The sequence below is a fragment of the Cupriavidus necator genome, from assembly GCF_016127575.1.
Lineage (GTDB): Bacteria > Pseudomonadota > Gammaproteobacteria > Burkholderiales > Burkholderiaceae > Cupriavidus > Cupriavidus necator_D.
Window position 1 is genome coordinate 1,410,330 of the sequence record NZ_CP066019.1, and the last position, 20,447, is coordinate 1,430,776.

The 20,447-nt window shown below is 62.2% G+C and carries 11 protein-coding genes and 1 tRNA gene; 6 read left to right on the forward strand and 6 right to left on the reverse strand.

Features of this window, described 5'->3' with window-relative positions:
* Window positions 1–13: 13 nt before the first annotated feature.
* Entirely contained in the window at window positions 14–886 is an 873-nt protein-coding gene (locus I6H87_RS25535) for a LysR family transcriptional regulator (protein WP_011617168.1), read from the reverse strand.
* A 162-nt stretch (window positions 887–1,048) separates the two neighbouring features.
* Here I6H87_RS25535 and I6H87_RS25540 point away from each other — a divergent pair, with 162 nt between their 5' ends.
* Window positions 1,049–2,068, forward strand: a complete 1,020-nt coding sequence (locus tag I6H87_RS25540; protein WP_011617169.1) for an NAD(P)H-quinone oxidoreductase — start codon at window positions 1,049–1,051, stop codon at window positions 2,066–2,068.
* 790 nt (window positions 2,069–2,858) lie between these two features.
* Here the strand turns inward: I6H87_RS25540 and I6H87_RS25545 are convergent.
* Both I6H87_RS25545 and I6H87_RS25550 read right to left on the reverse strand, forming a co-directional pair.
* On the reverse strand, window positions 2,859–5,498 hold the full coding sequence (locus I6H87_RS25545) for a winged helix-turn-helix domain-containing protein (RefSeq protein ID WP_231881437.1): 2,640 nt from the start codon (window positions 5,496–5,498) through the stop codon (window positions 2,859–2,861).
* Between the two features lie 165 nt (window positions 5,499–5,663).
* Window positions 5,664–6,437, reverse strand: coding sequence for an SDR family oxidoreductase (locus I6H87_RS25550; RefSeq protein WP_011617172.1), 774 nt, complete (start codon window positions 6,435–6,437; stop codon window positions 5,664–5,666).
* A gap of 907 nt (window positions 6,438–7,344) precedes the next feature.
* On the opposite strand from I6H87_RS25550, the gene I6H87_RS25555 reads away from it, so the two are divergent.
* From I6H87_RS25555 to I6H87_RS25570, 4 genes are all read left to right on the forward strand, one after another.
* Window positions 7,345–8,310: an enoyl-CoA hydratase/isomerase family protein gene (locus tag I6H87_RS25555; RefSeq protein ID WP_011617175.1), complete on the forward strand. Its 966-nt coding sequence runs from the start codon at window positions 7,345–7,347 to the stop codon at window positions 8,308–8,310.
* Window positions 8,311–8,504: 194 nt separating this feature from the next.
* Complete coding sequence (gene hchA, locus I6H87_RS25560) at window positions 8,505–9,386, forward strand: glyoxalase III HchA (RefSeq protein ID WP_010809335.1); 882 nt, start codon at window positions 8,505–8,507, stop codon at window positions 9,384–9,386.
* A 1,148-nt stretch (window positions 9,387–10,534) separates the two neighbouring features.
* Window positions 10,535–10,786 (forward strand): hypothetical protein, encoded by a 252-nt coding sequence (locus I6H87_RS25565; RefSeq protein WP_011617176.1) that lies wholly within the window; start codon window positions 10,535–10,537, stop codon window positions 10,784–10,786.
* A gap of 175 nt (window positions 10,787–10,961) precedes the next feature.
* Window positions 10,962–11,108: a DUF3096 domain-containing protein gene (locus I6H87_RS25570; RefSeq protein WP_010809333.1), complete on the forward strand. Its 147-nt coding sequence runs from the start codon at window positions 10,962–10,964 to the stop codon at window positions 11,106–11,108.
* A gap of 119 nt (window positions 11,109–11,227) precedes the next feature.
* Here I6H87_RS25570 and I6H87_RS25575 read toward each other — a convergent pair.
* The 3 genes from I6H87_RS25575 to I6H87_RS25585 form a co-directional block, all read right to left on the reverse strand.
* A tRNA-Met gene (locus I6H87_RS25575) sits at window positions 11,228–11,303 on the reverse strand.
* 305 nt (window positions 11,304–11,608) lie between these two features.
* Window positions 11,609–12,145, reverse strand: coding sequence for a DUF3016 domain-containing protein (locus I6H87_RS25580; protein WP_011617177.1), 537 nt, complete (start codon window positions 12,143–12,145; stop codon window positions 11,609–11,611).
* Window positions 12,094–12,318: a helix-turn-helix domain-containing protein gene (locus I6H87_RS25585; RefSeq protein WP_081050151.1), complete on the reverse strand. Its 225-nt coding sequence runs from the start codon at window positions 12,316–12,318 to the stop codon at window positions 12,094–12,096. The genes I6H87_RS25580 and I6H87_RS25585 overlap by 52 nt, the downstream gene beginning before the upstream one ends.
* A gap of 149 nt (window positions 12,319–12,467) precedes the next feature.
* On the opposite strand from I6H87_RS25585, the gene I6H87_RS25590 reads away from it, so the two are divergent.
* Entirely contained in the window at window positions 12,468–20,402 is a 7,935-nt protein-coding gene (locus I6H87_RS25590) for a SpvB/TcaC N-terminal domain-containing protein (protein WP_011617178.1), read from the forward strand.
* Window positions 20,403–20,447: the final 45 nt, after the last annotated feature.

Genomic DNA, 20,447 nt, shown 5'->3' on the forward strand with positions numbered 1-20,447 from the left:
TGTCTCCTTCCTCCTACCGAAGGCGTTCGAAGGCATGCGCGATCTCCTCGATCGCAGCGCGTATCCGCGCGGTGTGGCGCAAGTCCTTATGGGTCACCAGCCACACCTCATAGGGCACGTCGCGGCAACGCTCAGGCCAGAGCCTGACCAGGTCGTCGGCCTTGCCCATGTAGACAGGAATCTCGCCCACACCCAACCCCGCCTTGATGGCACTGCGCAACATCAGGCTGGAATTGACGGCCGCCACGATACGCCCGCCGGAAATGGGTTCGCCCACCAACATTGGCTCCCTCGACCCAAGCACATAAGGCTGGTACACCACCAGGTCATGGCCGGAAAAGGCCGTACCGGCCTGGGGCTCTCCATGCACGCGAAGGTAGCCTGGTGAGGCGAACAGCCCCATCGGCCATTGGGCCAGACGGCGTGCGATCAGGTCGGGGTTGTCCGGCCTGGCCGTGCGGATCGCGATATCCGTTTCCCGTTTTGCCAGGTTCAGCATCCGGGTCGATGCATCAATCTGCCATACGACCTCAGGGTACTTTACGTGTAGCGCCTCAAGCGCTGGCATCAGAAAATCCATCGCCAGCGAATCGGTTGTGGTGATCCTCACTTCGCCCGCGAGCCGGTCGTCGAGTCCCTGCGTCAACCGCTGGAAGTCATTGGCAGACTGCTCCATGCGCTCCGCCGCATCGAGCACGCTCTCGCCCGCCATGGTCAGCACATAGCCGCTTGACGTGCGTAGGAACAGGGTTGCCCCAACCACGCTTTCCAATGCCGTAAGGCGCCGCCCTACTGTGGCCTGGTCCACGCCAAGCGATCTCGCCGCGGCGCGCAGCGTGCCATCCCGATACAGCGCGAGAAAAACCCGGGCATCGTCCCAGTTCATATCCCCTCTCAACCGCACAAATAGTCCGATGCGATTCTGCATGTCAGCCATGAAACCCTGCATCACATCATTGAATCGCAGAAACCTATACTGCCTCAACCGCGACAGCAATTCCCACGACGGAGATCTGCGCCGCGCTCCACGAGTTAATCAGGAAATTTCATGCCTTCGCCTTCGCATAACATCCCCGATACGATGACGGCCATCGAAATCAAGCATCCCGGCGGCCCGGAAGTGCTGGTGCCCACACGGCGGCCAGTGCCCGCGCCCGGCCCGGGCGAGCTGCTGATCCGCCACCATGCGGCAGGCGTCAATGGTCCCGACGTATTCCAGCGCAAGGGGCTGTACGATCCGCCTCCCGGCGCCTCCGACATCCCCGGACTCGAGGTCGCGGGCGAAGTCGCGGCCCTCGGCCAGGGCGTCACCGGATTCAGAGTCGGCGACCTCGTCTGCGCCCTGATTCCGGGGGGTGGATACGCCGAGTACAGTGTCGCCAGCGAGCACAATACCTTGCACCTGCCCGATGGTCTGCGGTTGGTGGAAGCTGCCGCGATGCCAGAAACCTTTATGACCGTCTGGCTCAATCTGTTCCAGCGGGGCAAGTTCACCAAGGGGGACACCATCCTGATCCATGGCGGCGCGTCTGGGATCGGCACCACAGCCACCATGCTCAGCAAGGCCTTTGGCGCGGCCAAGATCATCACCACCGTGGCCTCGGACGCGCAACGCGACGCCAGCCTCGCACTTGGCGCCGATTACGCGGTCAATTACCTGGAAGAGGATTTTGTCGAGGCCGTCATGCGCGTCACCGAAGGCAAAGGTGCCGATGTCATTGTCGATATCATCGCCGGCGATTATGTCCCGCGCAACTACGCTGCCGCGGGCATTAACGGGCGCATCGTGCAGATCGGTGTCATCAAGGGCGTCGCCAAGGAAGTCGACTTGTTCCCGATGTTGACCAAGCGCCTCACCCACATGGGCTCGACCCTGCGCTCGCGCACGCCTGAAGAAAAGGCCGAGATCATCCGCGAGCTCGAGGCGCAGGTCTGGCCGCTGATGGCATCTGGCGCGGTCAAGCCGCTCATCTACCAGACATTCGCACTGGAACAGGCGCGGGCAGCCCATGAACTGATGGACTCCGGCACCCATATCGGCAAGATCGTGCTCACGATGGGCCAGTAACGGCACAGGGCGGCAAGTACAGGGGTGCGAGCGATGCCGTGCGCCCCGGCCGTTTCGGTATGCCTGCCCCATTTGCACGCATTCCAAACCGAGGTGCCCGTTAACGCTGCGATGAAGGTGGACGGCGGAACACAGTGGCGACGGTCGCTACCATCGACAACAGGATCAGCGCACCGCCAAACCAGTGGGTTACCCGTCAACGGTGCCTGCCCAGCCGTGACATCGCGGGCGAGGGTCGGACCCTAGGGAAAGACAGAAACCATTCATCGAGTAGACCGCGACTTTGATCGGCGACGAGAGGATCAGCGCGGACCTCGCCTGCGAAGGGACACGGATAGTCGGACGCAGAGAACCTAGAGCGCCGACGCGGCGTGCAATGGTCTGCGGCAAGCGCAGTGCCAGGATACCTTGCAGCAGCGCATCGCGAGCAGCAACAGAAATGCGCCGAGCGTAGAGGGAAAGGCAGATACTGGACCAGCACGCCGCTGACCAGCGCGCCCATTGCGAGACACAGCCCCGGCGCCAGCCCGTTGATCATCACGCAGCGAACGGTGTCCAGGTCGAGCAGCCCGGCGCCGAGCACGCTTGAGGCCACGCCGGTGGAAACGCCCCGGATGATGCGTGCGAGCATCAGCGTGGCGACACCATTAGCGATAAGGAACGGTAGGATCGCAGCGCCATCGCGGTGAGAATGACTGGACGCCGGCGACATAGTCGGACAGCGCCCCGGTGGTCAGGAACAACATGGGGCGTGTTGATGGGTTCGCGATCGGATAGCGCCCGCGGGAACCTAGCTTCGCGCCACGGGACGCTCCGCGACCCGTGGCAGGTCCCGGCCCAGGCCACTGCGGACCGCCTGGATGCGGGAGTTCACTTTCAGCTTCTCAAAAATATTCTTCAGATGCCATTTCACGGTTTCCGGGGCGACACGAATGGCCCGGGCAATCTCCTTGTTGGAAAGTCCTCGTGCCACGTAGTCGAGAATTTCCACTTCACGGGCGCTTAGCCTGCTGGCGGCCACCGGCTCCGCCTGGTCATCCGCGGCGTCTGGCTCGCTTGCCGGCGCATCGAACCCGGCGCATAGCCTCCTCACATACCAAGGTTCAACCTCGGCCAGGCGGTCTTGCTGCAGACACAGCGCGTCAAGGATTTCCCGGGCCGCAGGGCCGGCATCGAGAAACACCCGCTGCAGACCGTTCGCCTGGCCATAGGTGAGCGCGGCGCGCATGGCCTGCACAGCCTCCGCACGCTGCCCCGCACTGTGCAGGGCGACCGCCAGCATCACTGAAATCTGGGCGGACAGGTACTGCATGCCCGCCGCACGGACCTCAGCCTGCACCCCCTGCAGGATGGGAACAGCTAGCGCGGGTCGGCCGCGCCCCACTAGCAGCCGGCAATGCGCCACCTGGAAGCGTTGCCAGGTTTCCAGGTAGCTGCCACGCAAGGTCGCCGGTTTCTGCCCGACCAGCCCATCCAGGTCGTGCCCGATGCGCGCGGCACGGCCGATATCTCCGGCACCAATACTGATCCGGATCGCCTCGGCCTTGCACGCGACCTGCATGCGCAGCCATTGGCGGCTTCTGGCTACGGCTTCCGCGTCTTCCACGATCCGATAGGCTTCATCCTGCTTCCCCGCCAGCAGCCGCAGACGGGCCAGCGTCACGCAGAAGCCGATCAGGGGTCCCAGCGAGCAAGATTGCAGCGCCATCTCGAGCCGCTCGTCCAGCAGTTCCGCGACCCTGTCGAGGTCATTCCATTCATAGTGGATTGCGGCCAGATATCCGACCGGGAGCACCGATGCGGCAGACTGCCGGCCGGCGCGCGCGTTGGATTCGCGCAGCACATCCTCCAGGGTCTGAACGGCCTCGCCCAGCCTGCCTTCCACGAACAAGCTGAGCCCAACCATGCTTTGCCGGTACACCTTGGCGTAGATCGGCGTATCAGCGCCGGTATTGAGGGTGAGCGTGCGCCGCAGGCGTTCGACCTCGTCAAATCCCGCTGCATAGCTGAGCCCGAAGATCTGTGTGGTCAGCCCGATGCCCTCCTCCCATGAGCCGGTGTCGGGGCCGAGCGCAAGCACCTTGCGGCCCATTTCCAATGAAAGTTCGCTTTCATCGGACAGACCCGCGATTAGCGCCGTGACCGCCTGCAACTCGACGCGCACTACCTCGGTCAAGGGCAGCCGCCCGTGGCCAATGTCATCCTCGACCGCCTGCAACACCGCTTTGGCCGCCACTGTCTGCATCGTCAACGCGAGCGCCCAAGCCTGCGCCAGGCGCAGGCGCAGCCGGCCATGCACCGCCTCGGGGGGCAGCTTGGCAACCCAGCTCAGCACCGTCCGCACGTCGCTGGCCTCGACCAGGGTCATCGCGCATTGCTCGACCCAGCCGGCGGCGCGATCGACATCCCCCGCGGCCAAGGCATGCCGGACCGCTTCCTGCCACAGCGATTGCGCCGCAAACCATTCACTGGCCCGGCGATGCAATTCGGCAACTTCGTGGGGACGCTCCCTCACCAGGCGTTTTCTCAGATATTCGGCAAACAGCGCGTGATAGCGATACCACTGGCCCTCGGCGTCCAAGGGTCTGACGAACAAATTCCGAGCCATCAGCCACTCGAAAGTGGCATGCGACTCGCTGGAGCCTGTCACTGCATCGCACAAGGGCACCGACATCCGGTCCAGCACCGAGGTCTGTAGGAGAAAAGTCTGTAGCGGCTCGGGGACGTGAACAAATACGTTCTCGTTCAGATACGCTTCAACGCTGCGCCGGGCGAATGGCAAGCGCTCAGCAAAGACGTCAGGCTTGTCGGTTGCGCTTAATGCAAACGTCGCTAATTGCAAGCCAGCCGCCCAGCCTTCTGTCGCTCGCAGCAGCACCTCGATCTGGGCAGCGCTCAGGGCATGGCCGGAAACGGCAGAAAAAAACGCCTGCGCCTCGGCGCTGTCAAAGCGCAGGGCCTCCGCATCCAGCTTCAGCAATTGGCCCCGGGCCTCGAAGTAACTCAGCGGAAAGCCCGGCTCGCCCCGCCCCGCGACGAGCAGATGCAGGTTCTCCGGCGCATATCGGAGCAGCCTGAACACCGCCTCGTGAATGGCTGGCGATGCCAGCCGGTCAAAATCATCCAGCACCAACACCATTTGGCGCGGCAGGGCCAAGACCGCATTGAGAAGTTCCGCAAACATCGTGTCCGCCGGCGCTAGCGGGTCGGGCTTCAGGCCGCAAGGGATCGGCTCGCCGGCCTGCGTGCAAGCTTCCCTTGCCGCGGCGAGCAGATAAGCGCCGAACTGGAAGAGGTCATCATCATCGCGGTCGATGCTGAGCCAGCCAACGGCGCAGCCTTCCTGCGCCAAGACCTTCTTCCATTCACTCAACAGCGACGTCTTGCCGAAGCCGGCGGGGGCTACCAGGACCGTCAGCTTGCGCTCCATGCCAGGCCGCAATAGCCCAATGGAGCGTTCACGATGGATATAGTGGCGCGTTCGCGGTGGCGCCAGCTTTGTCAGGATCAAGGCTGGCCGCCATTGGGGCAGTTGCGCAGCAGCGACCGGAGATGATTGCGTCATTCGTGACTCTTCCTGACAGCATGCAGCACACTAGACGATCACATCCCATTCATCACGCTGCTCCCGGCGCACCATCTCAGCGGCGGAATCAGGCTTGATGGTTCGGTAGCGATGCGACGCGGCGGTGATGACATCGATCATGGCATCAATCATTTCCTGCGGGTCATGTTGGTTATTCAGCGGACGCTTCATGCGTGGCCGCATCGCTTGCTTTCCGTCTTCCCACCATTGGTCCATGCTTTCCATGCCGGTGTCGTTGAAACCCGTCCGGTAGGCGCCAGGATTCACGGTCGCGACTTGTATCCCGTAAGGCTTCAGCTCCTCACGCATGGACGCGCACAGCGCCTCGACCGCATGCTTGGATGCCGCATACGCCGCCACCCAGGGGACCTTGACCAGACCGGCAACAGAAGACGTCCAGACGATCTTGCCGCTGCCGCGCCGGATCATCTGTCGGGCGAACCCCTGCGCCATCTCGAGTGCCGCGAATACATTGGTCTCGAATACCCGCCGCACCAGCGCGATAGGAATCTCCGCCACCGGCCCCGCCTCCATGATGCCAGCATTGTTAAACAGCACGTCGATCTCGTGCTGGAACGCGCGCTGCCGGTCGATCGCGTCCAACATGTCGAGTTTGATTACCGTCAGCCGGACGCCCTCGAGCTCCGCCGCATTGCGCAATTCCGTCACCTGCGGCCAGATTTGCGCTCCTGCAATAACGTTATGCCCGCTGCGCGCGAGTCCCAGCGCCACCCCTTTGCCAAAGCCGCTGCCGGCGCCAGTCACCAATACAGTCTTCCCCATACTACGCTCCTGAGTCGCAGACTAGGCGGGGGTGTGCCCTTACTGCTCCAGCTTTGCCAGCAGCAGGTTCGCCCACCGCAACACCGGACGCCGAGTACGCCGACGCCTTTCACCGCCCACCTCCGCCATGGTCGGTACCTTGGTGTACCCGGCGCTACTACAAGCATTGCTATCCGCAGTCGCCGGAATGCCAACTAGCTACCCCTCGCGCTTCTTGCCCCTCGCGTCTAACTTTTCTTCACTAGGATCACCCGAGCAGGGCTGGATACGACTGTAACGGATGATCGCGGAAACGGAAATCAAGCCACAAGGGCATAGGATACCGTCATAGGGGGGGGAGGTGGGGGGCATGACCGGCGCTGCCAACTCTTCACTGTTTCCGGGCGTTGCTTTGTGCTGAACCGAAGCCTCCTGGACTAATCCGAGCGCCGACTTCAGCATTGCCAAGACCTGACCTGGGTACCCCCCCACTTAGGGAGGCTCCTTGCAAACACCGCAGCGATACGGGAATGATTGCGTTAACGATGCGAACAGCGTGTCTCGCGTTTCCACGAACAATTACTCGCTAATGGGAATCGCAAGGCCATTGGATTGGAGTGTGCATCCTAAAGCACTTCGAAAGAATGTCATGCGATTCGTCGTCGGCGCACCAAGCAAAATCATGTTCCTCGACTTGAACTGTAATGGTGGTGGAGCGGAGTCAACCGAAGGCGTACTCACGCCATTCGGGATGCTGACCTTCGATCGCCGCCGCGTCAATTCCGAAATTGCTGACATAGCCACCTTCCTCCGCGGCGCCTGGGGGAAACCGCGACGCCCCGGTGGAGGGCAACCGCATCACTCGACCCGCCGCGAACTACGGGCCAAGCCTGGCTCGGCAAGCGGTAGATGAATCCAAGGACCTGCCATGTCGACTATCTCCAGGCGTTCATTTGTCCAGTCCGTCGGCGCTGCAACACTCGCGCCGGGAATGTTGCTCGTCTCGGCCGAAACTGGGGCCGCGTCCGAAAGCTCCGCTTCGCCCCAAGGGGCCAGCGCAAACTACGCCGATTACAAACATATCCAGGTCACCAAAGACCACGGCGTCGCCACCGTAACATTGAACTATGCGCCGCTCAACCTGCTCGATGAGGTACTGTCGGATGAGTTCGATCGGGTGACCCGACAACTGGAACAGGATGCGAGCGTACGCGTCATCATCCTGCAGAGCGCTGTGCCGAAATTCTTTATCGCACACTCGGGCCTGCACCGTGTCGGCTCGGCGCCGAAGACGACTTCGAATACACGCACATTCCGTCTGACCCAGATGCTCGGAGAGCGCCTGCGCAACATGCCAAAAGCCGTGATCGCAAAGGTCGAAGGCATCGCTCGTGGTGGTGGCTGCGAGATCGCGCTGGCCGCGGACATGTGTTTCGCCGCGATCGGCAAGGCTGTGTTCGGCCAGCCGGAAGTCGTCTGCGGACTCGTCCCCGGCGGGGGCAACACACAGCGCCTGCCGCGGCGCATGGGGCGCGCACGTGCCCTTGAGGTGCTGCTCGTCGGCGGAGACTTCTCGGCAGAACTGGCCGACCACTACGGTTATATCAATCGAGCGCTGCCGGCAGGAGAACTGGGGCAATTCGTGGACAAGCTCGCCCGCCGCATTGCAACCTTCCCCACCACCACGATTGCCCATCTGAAAAAGGCCGTGGACATGGGGTCGGACGTATCGTTCTCCGAAGGGTTGTTGATGGAAGCGCATGAGGCCGACCTTTGCGTAGCCAACGAAGCGATACAGGCGCGGGTCAAGGCGATACTCAAAGCTGGCGCTGAGACCTACGAAGGCGAACTCCATTTTCCTGAACTGTCCGCGAAGCTGCCGCCCGCCGATTAAGCGATCGACCTGCGTCCGAACCGTGGTTGCCCGCAAGTGCGAAAAAAACATTGATACGAGCGGGAAGGTGAAGTGCACATAGCAAGGCGCCGGAATGCATGGTCCTTGCTGGTGATCGGGGGAATTCCCCATTTGATGTAAAAAAAGCCGGTGAAAACTAAGCTCTAGAACTGATTTTTAGAAGGAAGCCTATCATGACGTCCCAGACCGACAGCAAGCAGCCGACGCCTGACCCAGCCGAGCACAAGGCGTTCTTTCCCTCCCCATACTCGCTCTCACAATTCACATCGCCAAAGTCGAACCTCTCCGACGCCGACTATCCGGACGCTTATCGGGGAGGTCGCTGGAAAGTACTACTCGTCGCTGCGGACGAGCGCTATCTCCTGACCGGAAACGGTACCTTCTTTTCTACTGGCAACCATCCCGTCGAGACCCTGCTGCCGATGTATCACCTGGACCGCGCGGGCTTCGAGTTCGACATTGCCACTTTATCGGGCAATCCGACCAAGTTCGAATGGTGGGCGTTCCCTTCTGAGGACGCCGAGATAAAGTCCCTCTACGCGAAGTACGAGCAAAAATTTCAACAGCCCCTTAAGCTTGCTGACGTAGTCAATTCGTTGGACAAGGACGCAAACTACATTGCCGTTTTTATCCCTGGGGGACATGGCGCCCTGATGGGGCTGCCCTTCAGCGCAGATATGAAGGCAACCCTTCAGTGGGCCATGCAAAACGACAGGTTCATCATCACGCTGTGTCATGGGCCTGCGGCCCTGCTTTCCGCCGGCGTCGACGAACCTAACGGGGGAGACCTGTTCCGCGGCTACCGCATCTGCGCATTCCCGGATTCCATGGACAAGCAGACGCCAGATATTGGCTATATGCCCGGCCCATTGCGTTGGTTCTTTGGAGAGAAACTCGCAGCGATGGGAGTAGAGATCGTCAATACTAAAATTGATGGGAGTACTTTCCGTGACCGGAAGCTCCTCACAGGCGATAGTCCATTCGCTGGCAACAATCTTGGCAAACTGGCTGCGCGCGCGTTACTGGAAGAAGTGCAGAGTACGGGTGCGCGCTAGTCCTCACACCATCATGGACTTCGTCTGCTCGGGCGCATGATTAAATTGCCTGCGCAAACCGTGATAACGCCTCTGGCGGCGAGAGACCATTCTCCGGTCCCTCGTCGCGAGGCGTTCCTCGCTCTTTCTTCGTGAGGACAACGCTTGATCCCGTCCGTTAATTTGAGGCACCGCTGCAAACAAGAGCATTCTGGATGGCCGTTCCAGATCGCTTACCGGTCTTAATTGCAAGGTAGTCTGGATGACTGAGATGGGTTGCGGATAGAAAGGTGGCCTGGCCTCTCAGCCACCGAAGAAACAGGAATCATTTGCCGACTCAAGGTGCATCAGCGTCCCCTATCGGTCCCTATAGGTGCAAGACGATGTGCCGCATCCTCCCGTGGAGGCCCAACCTGGCTCGCTGGATGAAAGCTAGCTTTTCAGCCCCTATCGGCGAATCACTCCCGATATATCAACTAGTGCAGGCGGCTGGTCGTTCTCGAAGTTCCGTCGTGAGAATAATTTTCGACTGAATGAGACTCCACACACAAATCGCATCTACCAATGCACGGCCAAAGATCGGAAAGCCATTTTGTTCTAACGAGCGATACACTCTAGCCACACTGTCCAATCGTGCATTTCATTGTGTTTATAATCGGCCGTCGTCACCCAGTGCCGACTACTGCGCTAATGGGACAAGCGCAGACCCTTTTGGGCACCCCATGTCTAGTCGGAATGATGTACACGGTTATCGTGGCGTTGTACGAGACCCAGAACAGGCGTCCGTTGCAAGACTGACCTGGTGTGTATGCATTTAAGTTGGAGCACTCGCGACCCCTGACCCTATGTCTACGCCCCGCCACTAGTGACCGATGCCGAAACGCGCCCTTCCGGTGCGTAAATAAACTATCCTCTGGGCATAGGTATGGATGTTCCTGTCGATACGAAGGAGCAGCAACGAGTACTACAGCGAATCCCTCGAATCGGTGTTCAGGATTCCATGGCAGGCCATCGACAACGCGTTCCGCCCGAGCGGCAGTCCTCCGCCCTGAAGAGGGTCAGCACCCGAGCCATCGCACCGCGGGCGAAATGGCAAAGGCGGCCAGCCGACGGGCCGCCTTTGGCCGCTTCGGCCTTTCCTCGTTACATGTCGGCATCAGGAGACACCCATGCTGGAGACGATGCTGAATCAGTTCCCTCCGCTGGAGCAGGAAGCTTTCCGCGAGACCTGTCTGCGTAACGGGGTCGCACCCGACGGATTTACCGTAACAGCGGTTGAAGACGCTGCAGGCGCTGGGCCGCCACGCAGGCGCACCGTCTCGGTAGGCTTCGGGAGGGAAATCCGCCAATACAACGGAAACCTGGGTGCGCAATGGACTGTCGATTTCGAGGACGACCTGCGATCGCGTGTGTTCGGCTGAGCTTTGCCTCTCTGCGCCACCGTTTTCATACCTCGAGCACCGGAGCAAATCATGGCGGACTGATGGCAGGCATCAGCCTCGAAGCCACTAAGGTCACGAAGCTGGCTGCCATGTAACCACCAACAGCCGCCCCCAGGAGCGCCCGACAGATCAACCCCAATCACACAGGCCCATCATGGACTTCATTACCAGCGCCGGCCCGCTAATCTCGTTGATCGCCGGCATCCTTATTCTTGTCATTCCGCGGCTGCTTAACTATATCGTCGCCATTTACCTCATTGTCATCGGCCTGCTCGGACTGTTTGGCGGGCACCTGCGCTGAGCGGTCCGGGGCCTGCGTCTGGTCGGGAGCTTGCCGGGTGTGCGGACGCCTCCCTCACCATCTTCCGGCATGAAAGCAAAAGCCCCGCGCGGATAGCTCCGGCGGGGCCTGGGCGAATATGGTTGCGGGGGCAGGACTTGAACCTGCGACCTTCGGGTTATGAGCCCGACGAGCTGCCAACTGCTCCACCCCGCGGGGCGAAATATACGCGGGTTGGCAGCACTTGGATACCCCTATTCCAAAAAACTGTGCAGATTGCCGAGCAGGTCTTCTCGGGGCGACCGCTTTTGACACTGTCATGAACGGGCCGCCACGAACGCGTCAGCCGCCCTGCCCGCGCTACCGGAGCGTCCACCCGATCCGGGCAAGACCGGCGGCGCGGCGCTGCCATCGAACCATTCGCCATTCTTTGCGCCGGCGCCTGAGCCCGCGATCAAGGCCGGGGTCGGCGCAATGAGCCAGGCCGTCTTGTCGGCGCTGGCGCAACGGAAGGCAGCCAATCAGGCGTGATCGCTCTGGCGCGCCGGGATCTTGCGTGTCACGGCTTCGTCGAACCAACGGTCCATCATCGCTTTCTCGTAGCGCAGCCTGTCGGTGGGACTGTAGACGTTGACACCCATATTGAAGGTCTGGTCGGCGATACGCTGCTCGCCCCTGCCGATCACGGCTCCATCGCTGCCGCGTAGTTCATAGAGCAGCTTCATGTGCGGCCAGGTGACATCGCGCACCACGCGCAAGTCATAGCCGGGAAAACGCCACGGTTCGAAATGTCCGGCCAGGTCGACATCGAGCACTTCGATGTTCAGCGTATAGCCAGGCGGCAGGTGGCGGGCGGCCAGTTCGTGGAAGTGGGCGCGGATATCGTTCATCACCTGCGCCCTCTCCTTGTCGCTGCCGTACGCGCTGCGATAGGCGGCATCCGTGTATGTCTCGGGATGATTGAAGCTAAGGATCAGGGTTCCGGCCGGCGGCGCAGCAAGAGCGCTCAAAGCGAGGGCTGCCGCGCAGGCAGCCAGCAGACGGAGGGATCTGGCCATGGCAAGCTCCAGAACGGTAGTACGCTCCTTGATTCTAGACCGCCCCGATCGCTTCGGACCATCTGGCTGAGTGCAGGCTGAACCACCCCCAATTTTGCTGCTGCGCCCCTGAAGCTTTGCTCCCTCGCGATGCTTGCGAAGGCAGCAAGCTCATCCGGGTATCCGGGTGCCATCGAACCCGGGAATGTGCAGATCAGAGTTAAACGGCTCGCAGTTGCACTTTGGCCGCGGTCTTCTACGCTGCATCCATTGCAAGGGCCGCCTTCACGTGCGTCTCCGCGCAGGAGCCAAGAACAAAAGCATTACACCGGGAGCGCCTGTCATGATTTCAGGCACGGCAGCGAGCGAGGGTTCAGGCAACCAGGGGACTCAGGGTCAGGCTGCGCCGTCGATCTCGCTGCCCAGGGGCGGCGGCGCGATCCGCGGTCTCGGCGAGAAGTTCGGGGCCAACCCGGTCACCGGCACCGCCTCGATTTCGGTGCCGATCGCAACAAGCCCGGGCCGTTCGGGCTTTGGCCCCCAGCTTTCTCTGAGCTACGATTCAGGCGCGGGCAACGGTCCGTTCGGCTTCGGCTGGAACCTGTCGCTTCCTGCGATCACTCGCAAGACCGATCGGGGGCTTCCGACCTACCTCGACCATGTGGACGCACCCGACGTCTACATGATCTCTGGCACCGAGGACCTGGTCCCGGTGCTCACGAATGCGCAAGGGAAATGGGAGCGGGAGCAGTTGCCCGCGCGCACCGTCAATGGAATGACGTACCGGGTAGACCGTTTCCGGCCGCGCATCGAGGGCTTGTTCGCCCGCATTGAGCGCTGGACCAACCTCGCCGATGCGAGCGACGTGTTCTGGCGCTCCATTTCAAAGAGCAACGTCACTACCTGGTACGGCAGGACAGCCGAAAGCCGCATTGCCGATCCAGCGGACCCAAGCCGCGTCTTCAGCTGGTTGATCTGCCAGAGCCACGATGACAAGGGCAACGTCATTGTCTATGGCTACAAGCCCGAGGACTCGGCGCGGATTTTTGAGGACACGGCCGGCAACGGACTTGCCAGGGCACATGAGCGCAACCGCACGGATGCGTCCCGTTCCGCGCAGCGCTACCTCAAGCGCATTCGTTATGGCCATCGTTCGCCCTACTTCCCGATACTGACGGACGATGCCCCCTGGCCCGAGCCCTCTGATTCGTGCGCGCGCGACGCAAGCAACGCCTGGCTCTTCGAGGTCGTCTTCGACTACGGCGAGCACGACGCCAGCGCGCCGACGCCGGCCGAAACGGGCACGTGGCCCGCGCGCCAGGATCCATTTTCCGCATACCGCGCCGGCTTCGAGTTGCGCACCTACCGGATCTGCCGGCGTGTCCTGATGTTCCACCACTTCCCGGGCGAAGCGGGTGTAGAGCGCGATTGCCTGGTGCGCTCCACCGACTTCAGTTATTCGGACGGCGCCCCCACTGACGTTCACAACCCCATCTACGCGTTCCTGCGCGCGGTCACCCAGACCGGCTATCGTCGGCACAACGGCGGCTACGACCGGCGCAGCTTTCCGCCGTTGGAGTTCGAGTACACCGCGCCGGAGGTGCAGGATGTGGTGGAGGAAGTGGACCCGGAGAGCCTGGAGAGCGCGCCCATCGGCCTGGACGGCAGCAGCTACCGCTGGACCGACCTGCACGGCGAGGGGCTTGCCGGCATCCTCACCGAGCAGGCTGGGGCCTGGTACTACAAGCGCAATCTCAGCCCGATACCGGAAAGGCTGCCGGGCGGCCAGCAGGAAGTGAGGGCGAAATTCGCGCCGCTCGAAGCCGTCGCCATGAAGCCCGGTGCCAGCTTGTCCGGCGGCGCGGAGTTCATGGACCTCGCCGGCGACGGCCAGCCCGACGTGGTTGTCATGGAAGGCGCCGCCTCCGGCCTGTACGAGCATGACGAGGCCGAAGGCTGGCAACCCTTCCGTCCTTTCGCCTCGGGCCTGAACCGCAATCTGCGCGATCCGAACCTCAGGTTCGTGGACCTGGACGGCGACGGCCGTGCCGACGTGTTGATCACCGAAGACAATGCCTTTGTCTGGCATGCCTTGCTCGGGGAAGATGGCTTCGGCCCGGCCCGGCACGTCGCGCAGGCGCTCGATGAAGAGCAAGGCCCGCGCGTCATCTTTGCCGATGGCACCCAGTTGCTCTACCTGGCCGATCTCTCGGGCGATGGCCTGACCGACATCGTCCGCATCCGCAACGGGGAAGTCTGCTACTGGCCGAACCTGGGCTATGGCCGCTTCGGCGCCAAGATCACGATGGACAACGCGCCCTGGTTCGACCATCCGGGCCAGTTCGACCATCGCTATCTCCGCCTGGCCGACATTGACGGCAGCGGCACCACCGACATCATCTACCTGCACCGCGATGGCGTGCGGCTGTACTTCAACCAGTCCGGCAACGGCTGGAGCCAGCCACACGTGCTGAAGGTGTTCCCGCGCATCGATGACCTGGCAAGCATACTGGCCACCGACCTGCTCGGCAACGGCACGGCCTGCCTGGTCTGGTCATCGGCGCTGCCGGGCGACGCGCGGCGTTCGATGCGCTACGTCAACCTCATGGGCGGGCACAAGCCGCATCTGCTGGTCAGGACCGTCAACAACCTCGGGGCAGAGACCCGCGTCGACTACGCCCCCTCCACCAGGTTCTACCTGCAGGACAAGCGCGACGGAAAGCCGTGGATCACCCGGCTGCCGTTTCCGGTCCACGTGGTCGAGCGCGTGGAAACCTGCGACCATATCAGCCGCAACCGCTTCGTCACCCGCTACGCCTACCACCACGGCTATTTCGACGGCGAGGAACGAGAGTTCCGCGGCTTCGGGATGGTCGAGCAATGGGACACGGAGCAGTTCGCCGCCCTCGCCGGTGGCACTGTCCCGGCAGACAACATCGCCGCCGCATCGCACGTGCCGCCCGTGCACACCAAGAGCTGGTTCCATACCGGCGTCTACCTCGGTCGGGAACGCGTCTCGCGCCACTTCGAGAATGAGTATTTCCGTGAGCCCGGACTGACCGTCGAAACCGCGCGGCCGCTTCTGCTCGATGACACCATCGTCCCGCCTGGCCTGACCCTGGAAGAAGAGCGCGAAGCCTGCCGCACCCTCAAGGGCTCGATGCTGCGCCAGGAGGTCTATGCCGATGACGCCGATCACCCCGGCGCCACGCCGGATCAGGTCCAGCGTGCCCGTACGCCCTACACCGTCACCGAGCAGAACTTCAGCATCCGCGCCTTGCAGCCCCGTGGCGCCAATCGCCACGCCGTCTTCTTCACCCACCCCTGCGAGTCCCTCAGCTACCACTACGAGCGCAACCCAGCCGACCCGCGCATCCAGCACGCGCTGACGCTGGAGGTCGATGACTACGGCAACGTGCTCAAGCAAGCGGCTATCGGCTACGGACGCCGCGCTTCACCGCTGTCGACGCAGTGGGATCGCGAACGGCAGACAACATCGCTGCTCACCTACACCGAAAGCCGTGTCACCAATGCCATTGAGTCATCCGACACGCGCCGTAACCCACTGCCTTGCGAGGCGATCACGTTCGAGCTGACGGGCTACGCCGCCACTGGTGCGGACGGTCGCTACCAAGCCACGGACTTCGTCGAGCCCGATCCTGCCGCTGCCGGCCGGCTACGCCACAAGGTCACCGCACCAGATGTCGCTTACGAGGCCACAGCCGCCGGCAGCCAGCGCCGCCGCCCGATCGAATGGCTGCGCACCCTCTACCGGCGCGACAATCTAAACGGCCTCTTGCCGCTCGGAGAATCGCAGTCGTTTGGCCTGCCCGGCGAAAGCTACAAGCTCGCCTTCACCCCGGGCCTGATCGAACAGGCCTTTCAGCGTCCGCGCCAAGGGCAGGCGGCCGAACCCCTGCTGCCCGATCCGGCGGCCGTCCTTGGCGGACAGGCCGGCAACCGGGGCGGTTACCTTCGAAGCCAGACCCTCAAGACGGACAGCCGCTTCCCCGCGAGCGACGCGGACGATCACTGGTGGATGCCCTCGGGGCAGGCCTTCTTCAGCACGGATCCTGCCGACAACGCCGCCACCGAACTGGCGCAGGCGCGGCAGCACTTCTTTCGGCCGCGTCGCTACCGCGACCCCTTCGGCCAGAACGCCTTCGTCGACTTCGACGCCCACGACCTGCTGATGGTCGAAACCCGCGACGCGCTCGGCAACCGCGTCACGGTGGACAGCAACGATTGCCGCGTCCTGCAGCCGCGCCTGGTCAGCGATCCCAACCGCAACCAGACCGAAGTCGCTTTTGACACGCTCGGCATGGTGGTCGGCACTGCCGTGATGGGCAAGCCGCTGCCCGCACAGATGGAAGGTGACACACTGGCTGGTTTTGTCACCGACCTCACGCAAGCCCAGCTCGACGGCTTTGGTGCTGCCGATCCGCACGCCGTCGCAGCCGCGCTGCTGAAAGACGCTACCACGCGCATCGTCTACGACCTCGACCGCTTCCGCCGCACGCGGCTGGCCCACCCCAACGACCCGACGAAGTGGCAGCCCGCCTGCGCCGCGACGCTCGCGCGCGAAACCCACGCGAGCAGCCCGCTGCCGCCCCAGGGCCTGAAGATCCAGCTCAGCTTCTCCTACTCCGACGGCTTCGGCCGTGAGATCCAGAAGAAGATCCAGGCCGAGCCGGGACCGCTGGATGTCAGCAACCTAGCCGCGCCCATCGTCAATCCACGCTGGGTTGGCAGCGGCTGGGCCATCTTCAACAACAAAGGCAAGCCGGTCCGCCAGTACGAGCCCTTCTTCAGCGCCACGCATGACTACGAATTCGGCATCATGGTCGGCGTCAGCCCGGTGCTGTTCTACGACCCGGCCGAGCGTGTCATCGCGACGCTGCACCCGAACCACACCTACGAGAAGGTGGTATTCGACCCCTGGCAGCAGACCACCTACGACGTCAACGACACCTGTGCCGCGCGCAACGCCCAGACCGGTGACCCTCGCACCGACGCTGATATCCGCGGCTACGTCGCCGAGTTCTTCAAGGCCCCGCCAGCCAATCCCGCGCAGCCTTGGCAAACCTGGTATGTACAACGCATTGGCGGCGCCCTGGGAGCGGACGAGCGTAACGCTGCCCAACGGGCTGCAGCACATGCCGACACGCCCACCACCGCGCATTTCGATGTGCTCGGCCGCCCCTTTCTCACCGTGGCGCGCAACCGCGTCGTGTGCCTCGGTCACGACCTCGACGGCGGCGAGGACAGCTTCGCCACCCGCGTCGAGCTGGATATCGAAGGCAACCAGCGCGCCATGCGCGACGCCATCCGGCAGGCGGGCGACCCGCTCGGTCGCATCGTCATGCGCTACGCCTACGACATGCTTGGCAACCGCATCCACCAGCTCAGCATGGAAGCCGGCGCGCTCTGGATGCTCAACGAGGTGGGCGGCAAACCCATCCGAGCCTGGGACAGCCGCGGCCACAACTTCACCACTGCCTACGACTTGCTGCGCCGCCCCGTCGAGCAGACCGTGCGCGGCACGACCAACGAGTCCGATCCGCGCACCCTGAATCGCGAGATCCTGGTCGACAAGATCGAGTACGGGGAGACACTGGGCAACGCCGAAGTGCTCAACTTGCGCACCCGCATTTATCGCCACTTCGATTCGGCCCACGTCGCGACCAATGCGCGAGTGGATGCCAACAGCAATCCGACCGATGCGTACGACTTCAAGGGCAATTTGCTGTACAGCACGCGGCAACTGGTCAGCGACTACACCGCCATCCCCGACTGGCTGCGCGACCCGAAGCTCGACGTCGAAACCTTCGAGGCCGGCACCTGTTACGACGCACTCAACCGTCCCACCCAGTCCATCGCGCCGCGCAGCAGCTTGGGGCGCGGCAAGTTCAACGTCATCCAGCCGGTGTTCAACGAGGCCAACCTGCTGGAGCGGGTGGACGTGTGGCTGGAACGCGCTGCCGAACCTGCTGCACTACTCGACCCGGCCAACGAGGCCCCATCGCTGGTCGGCGTCGCCGACATCGACTACGACGCAAAGGGCCAGCGCCTGCTCATCGACTACAAGAACGGCGCCAGCACCTTCTACCGCTACGACCCGCTCACCTTCCGCCTCACCCAACTGCTGACCAAGCGCAAGGCGGCGGACTTCCCTGGCGACGATCCGCAGCAGCCCGGTGCCGGCTGGCCGGGCAAGCAGGTGCAGAACCTGCACTACACCTACGACCCGGCCGGCAACATCACCCACATCCAGGACGACGCGCAGCAGACCATCTACTTCCGGAACAAGCGCGTCGAACCGAGCAACGACTACGTCTACGACGCCCTCTACCGCCTGATCCAGGCCACCGGCCGCGAACACCTCGGTCAATTGGCAAGCGGCGAGCGAAAGCCGCCAACGGCACCCGATGGATCCAACGCCTTCCACACAGGACTCGACCACCCCGGCAACGGCAACGCCATGGGCACGTACATCGAGCGCTATGTGTACGACGCCGTCGGCAACTTCCTGCAAATGCAGCATCGCGGCAACGACCCGGCGCATCCGGGCTGGACACGCGCCTACGACTATCTCGAAGCCAGTCTGATCGAAGACGGCAACGGCGGTGCGCTGCTCAAGACCAGGAACCGCCTGACCCGTACCACGTTGAACCCGGCGGGTAACACGCCGCAGCCGGAAACCTACCTGCACGACGTTCACGGCAACATGCTGCGCATGCCGCACCTGGGCGGCGGCCTGCTCGGGCCCAACATGCACTGGGACTACAAGGATCAGTTGCGCCAGACCGACCTGGGCGGTGGCGGCGCGGCTTGGTACGTCTACGACGCCTCAGGCCAGCGCGTGCGCAAGGTGTGGGAGAAAGCGCCGGGCCTTACCGAAGAGCGCATCTACCTCGGCGGCTTCGAGATCTTCCGCAAGCACGTCGGCCCCATTGACGCCAACACCGCCACCCTGGAGCGCGAGACGCTGCACGTGATGGACGACAAGCAGCGCATTGCGGTGGTGGAGACGCGGACGTTTGACTCGGCGGGCGGCGACCACGCACCCCGGCAACTGATCCGCTACCAGTTCGGCAACCACCTCGGCTCAGCCAGCCTGGAACTGGATGAACAGGCGCAGATCATTTCCTACGAGGAATACGCACCCTACGGTAGTTCGACCTATCAGGCCGTACGCAGCCAGACCGAGACAGCGAAACGGTATCGGTATACCGGCAAGGAGCAGGATGAGGAGAGCGGGTTGTACTACCACGGGGCGAGGTATTACGCGCCGTGGCTCGGGCGATGGACGGCCTGCGATCCGGCAGGCGAGGAGGAGGGTCCCAACCTCTACCAATACTGCTTCGGCAATCCGACGGGCTTCGTCGATCCTGACGGCCAGAGCGGCAAAAAGCTCGCCATTGTCATGCACAATGAATCCAAGCCGGCGGGAAAGGAACTCCCCCGACCTAAGGAGCCCATAAAGCCCCAGAAGCCGACGATCAAAGCCCCCGGAAAAAATGCTTCAGATAAAGAGAAGGCGAAATACGAAAAAGATAAGAACAAAGCTGAGAAAGCATTTGTGGAAAGCATGAAAAAGTATGAAGAAGCAAAAAAGAAATATTCTTCTGATTTGAAAAAATACGAAGCAAATAAAAAGTTGTGGAGTGCTTATCGTCAGTCTCAAAACGAGTATAAGGCGTCTGAGGCCGCGTTGAAAGCCGAAGGCTATGATGTCGTGCAAGTCGATTCCGGCAAAGCGTTACTCGATGCACTCAAGAACGCCGGGTCGATCAAGGAACTCGTGGTCCTATCGCATGGCACACCCTTTGGACTGGGCGGTGAAGGACCTGGCGCCGGCCTATACACCGACAAGCCGCCGGGCGGTGCCACGTTCGACGCCAAGCGTGCGGCCAAACTTTCAGACTTGGAGAAAATGATCAATGACAAGAAGATCGCGTTCGAAAAGGACGCGACCATTGTCTTGGGAATGTGCAGAACCGCTGGCGGCAAAGAAGGTACGCATGTCGGTTCGTCCACATGGACCGGACCGATTGAGGATACCTTCGCTTATCGGCTAGCAAAAATTACTGGCCTTGAAGTTTTCGGCAGCGAAGGTGTTTCATCATACGGCGACGACAAGCGAACATCGACGCCATTGCGCCGTAGCGACATTGGCTGGCATCGATTCACGCAACAGAACAACACCATAAAAACGGAGAGCTTGAAAGGAAAATATTTGAATGTCGTGACTCGCAAAACGAGCGAGAAGCCGTAATGAAATTCCGACTATTGCTCGCATCCTAATCTATACAGATTTGTG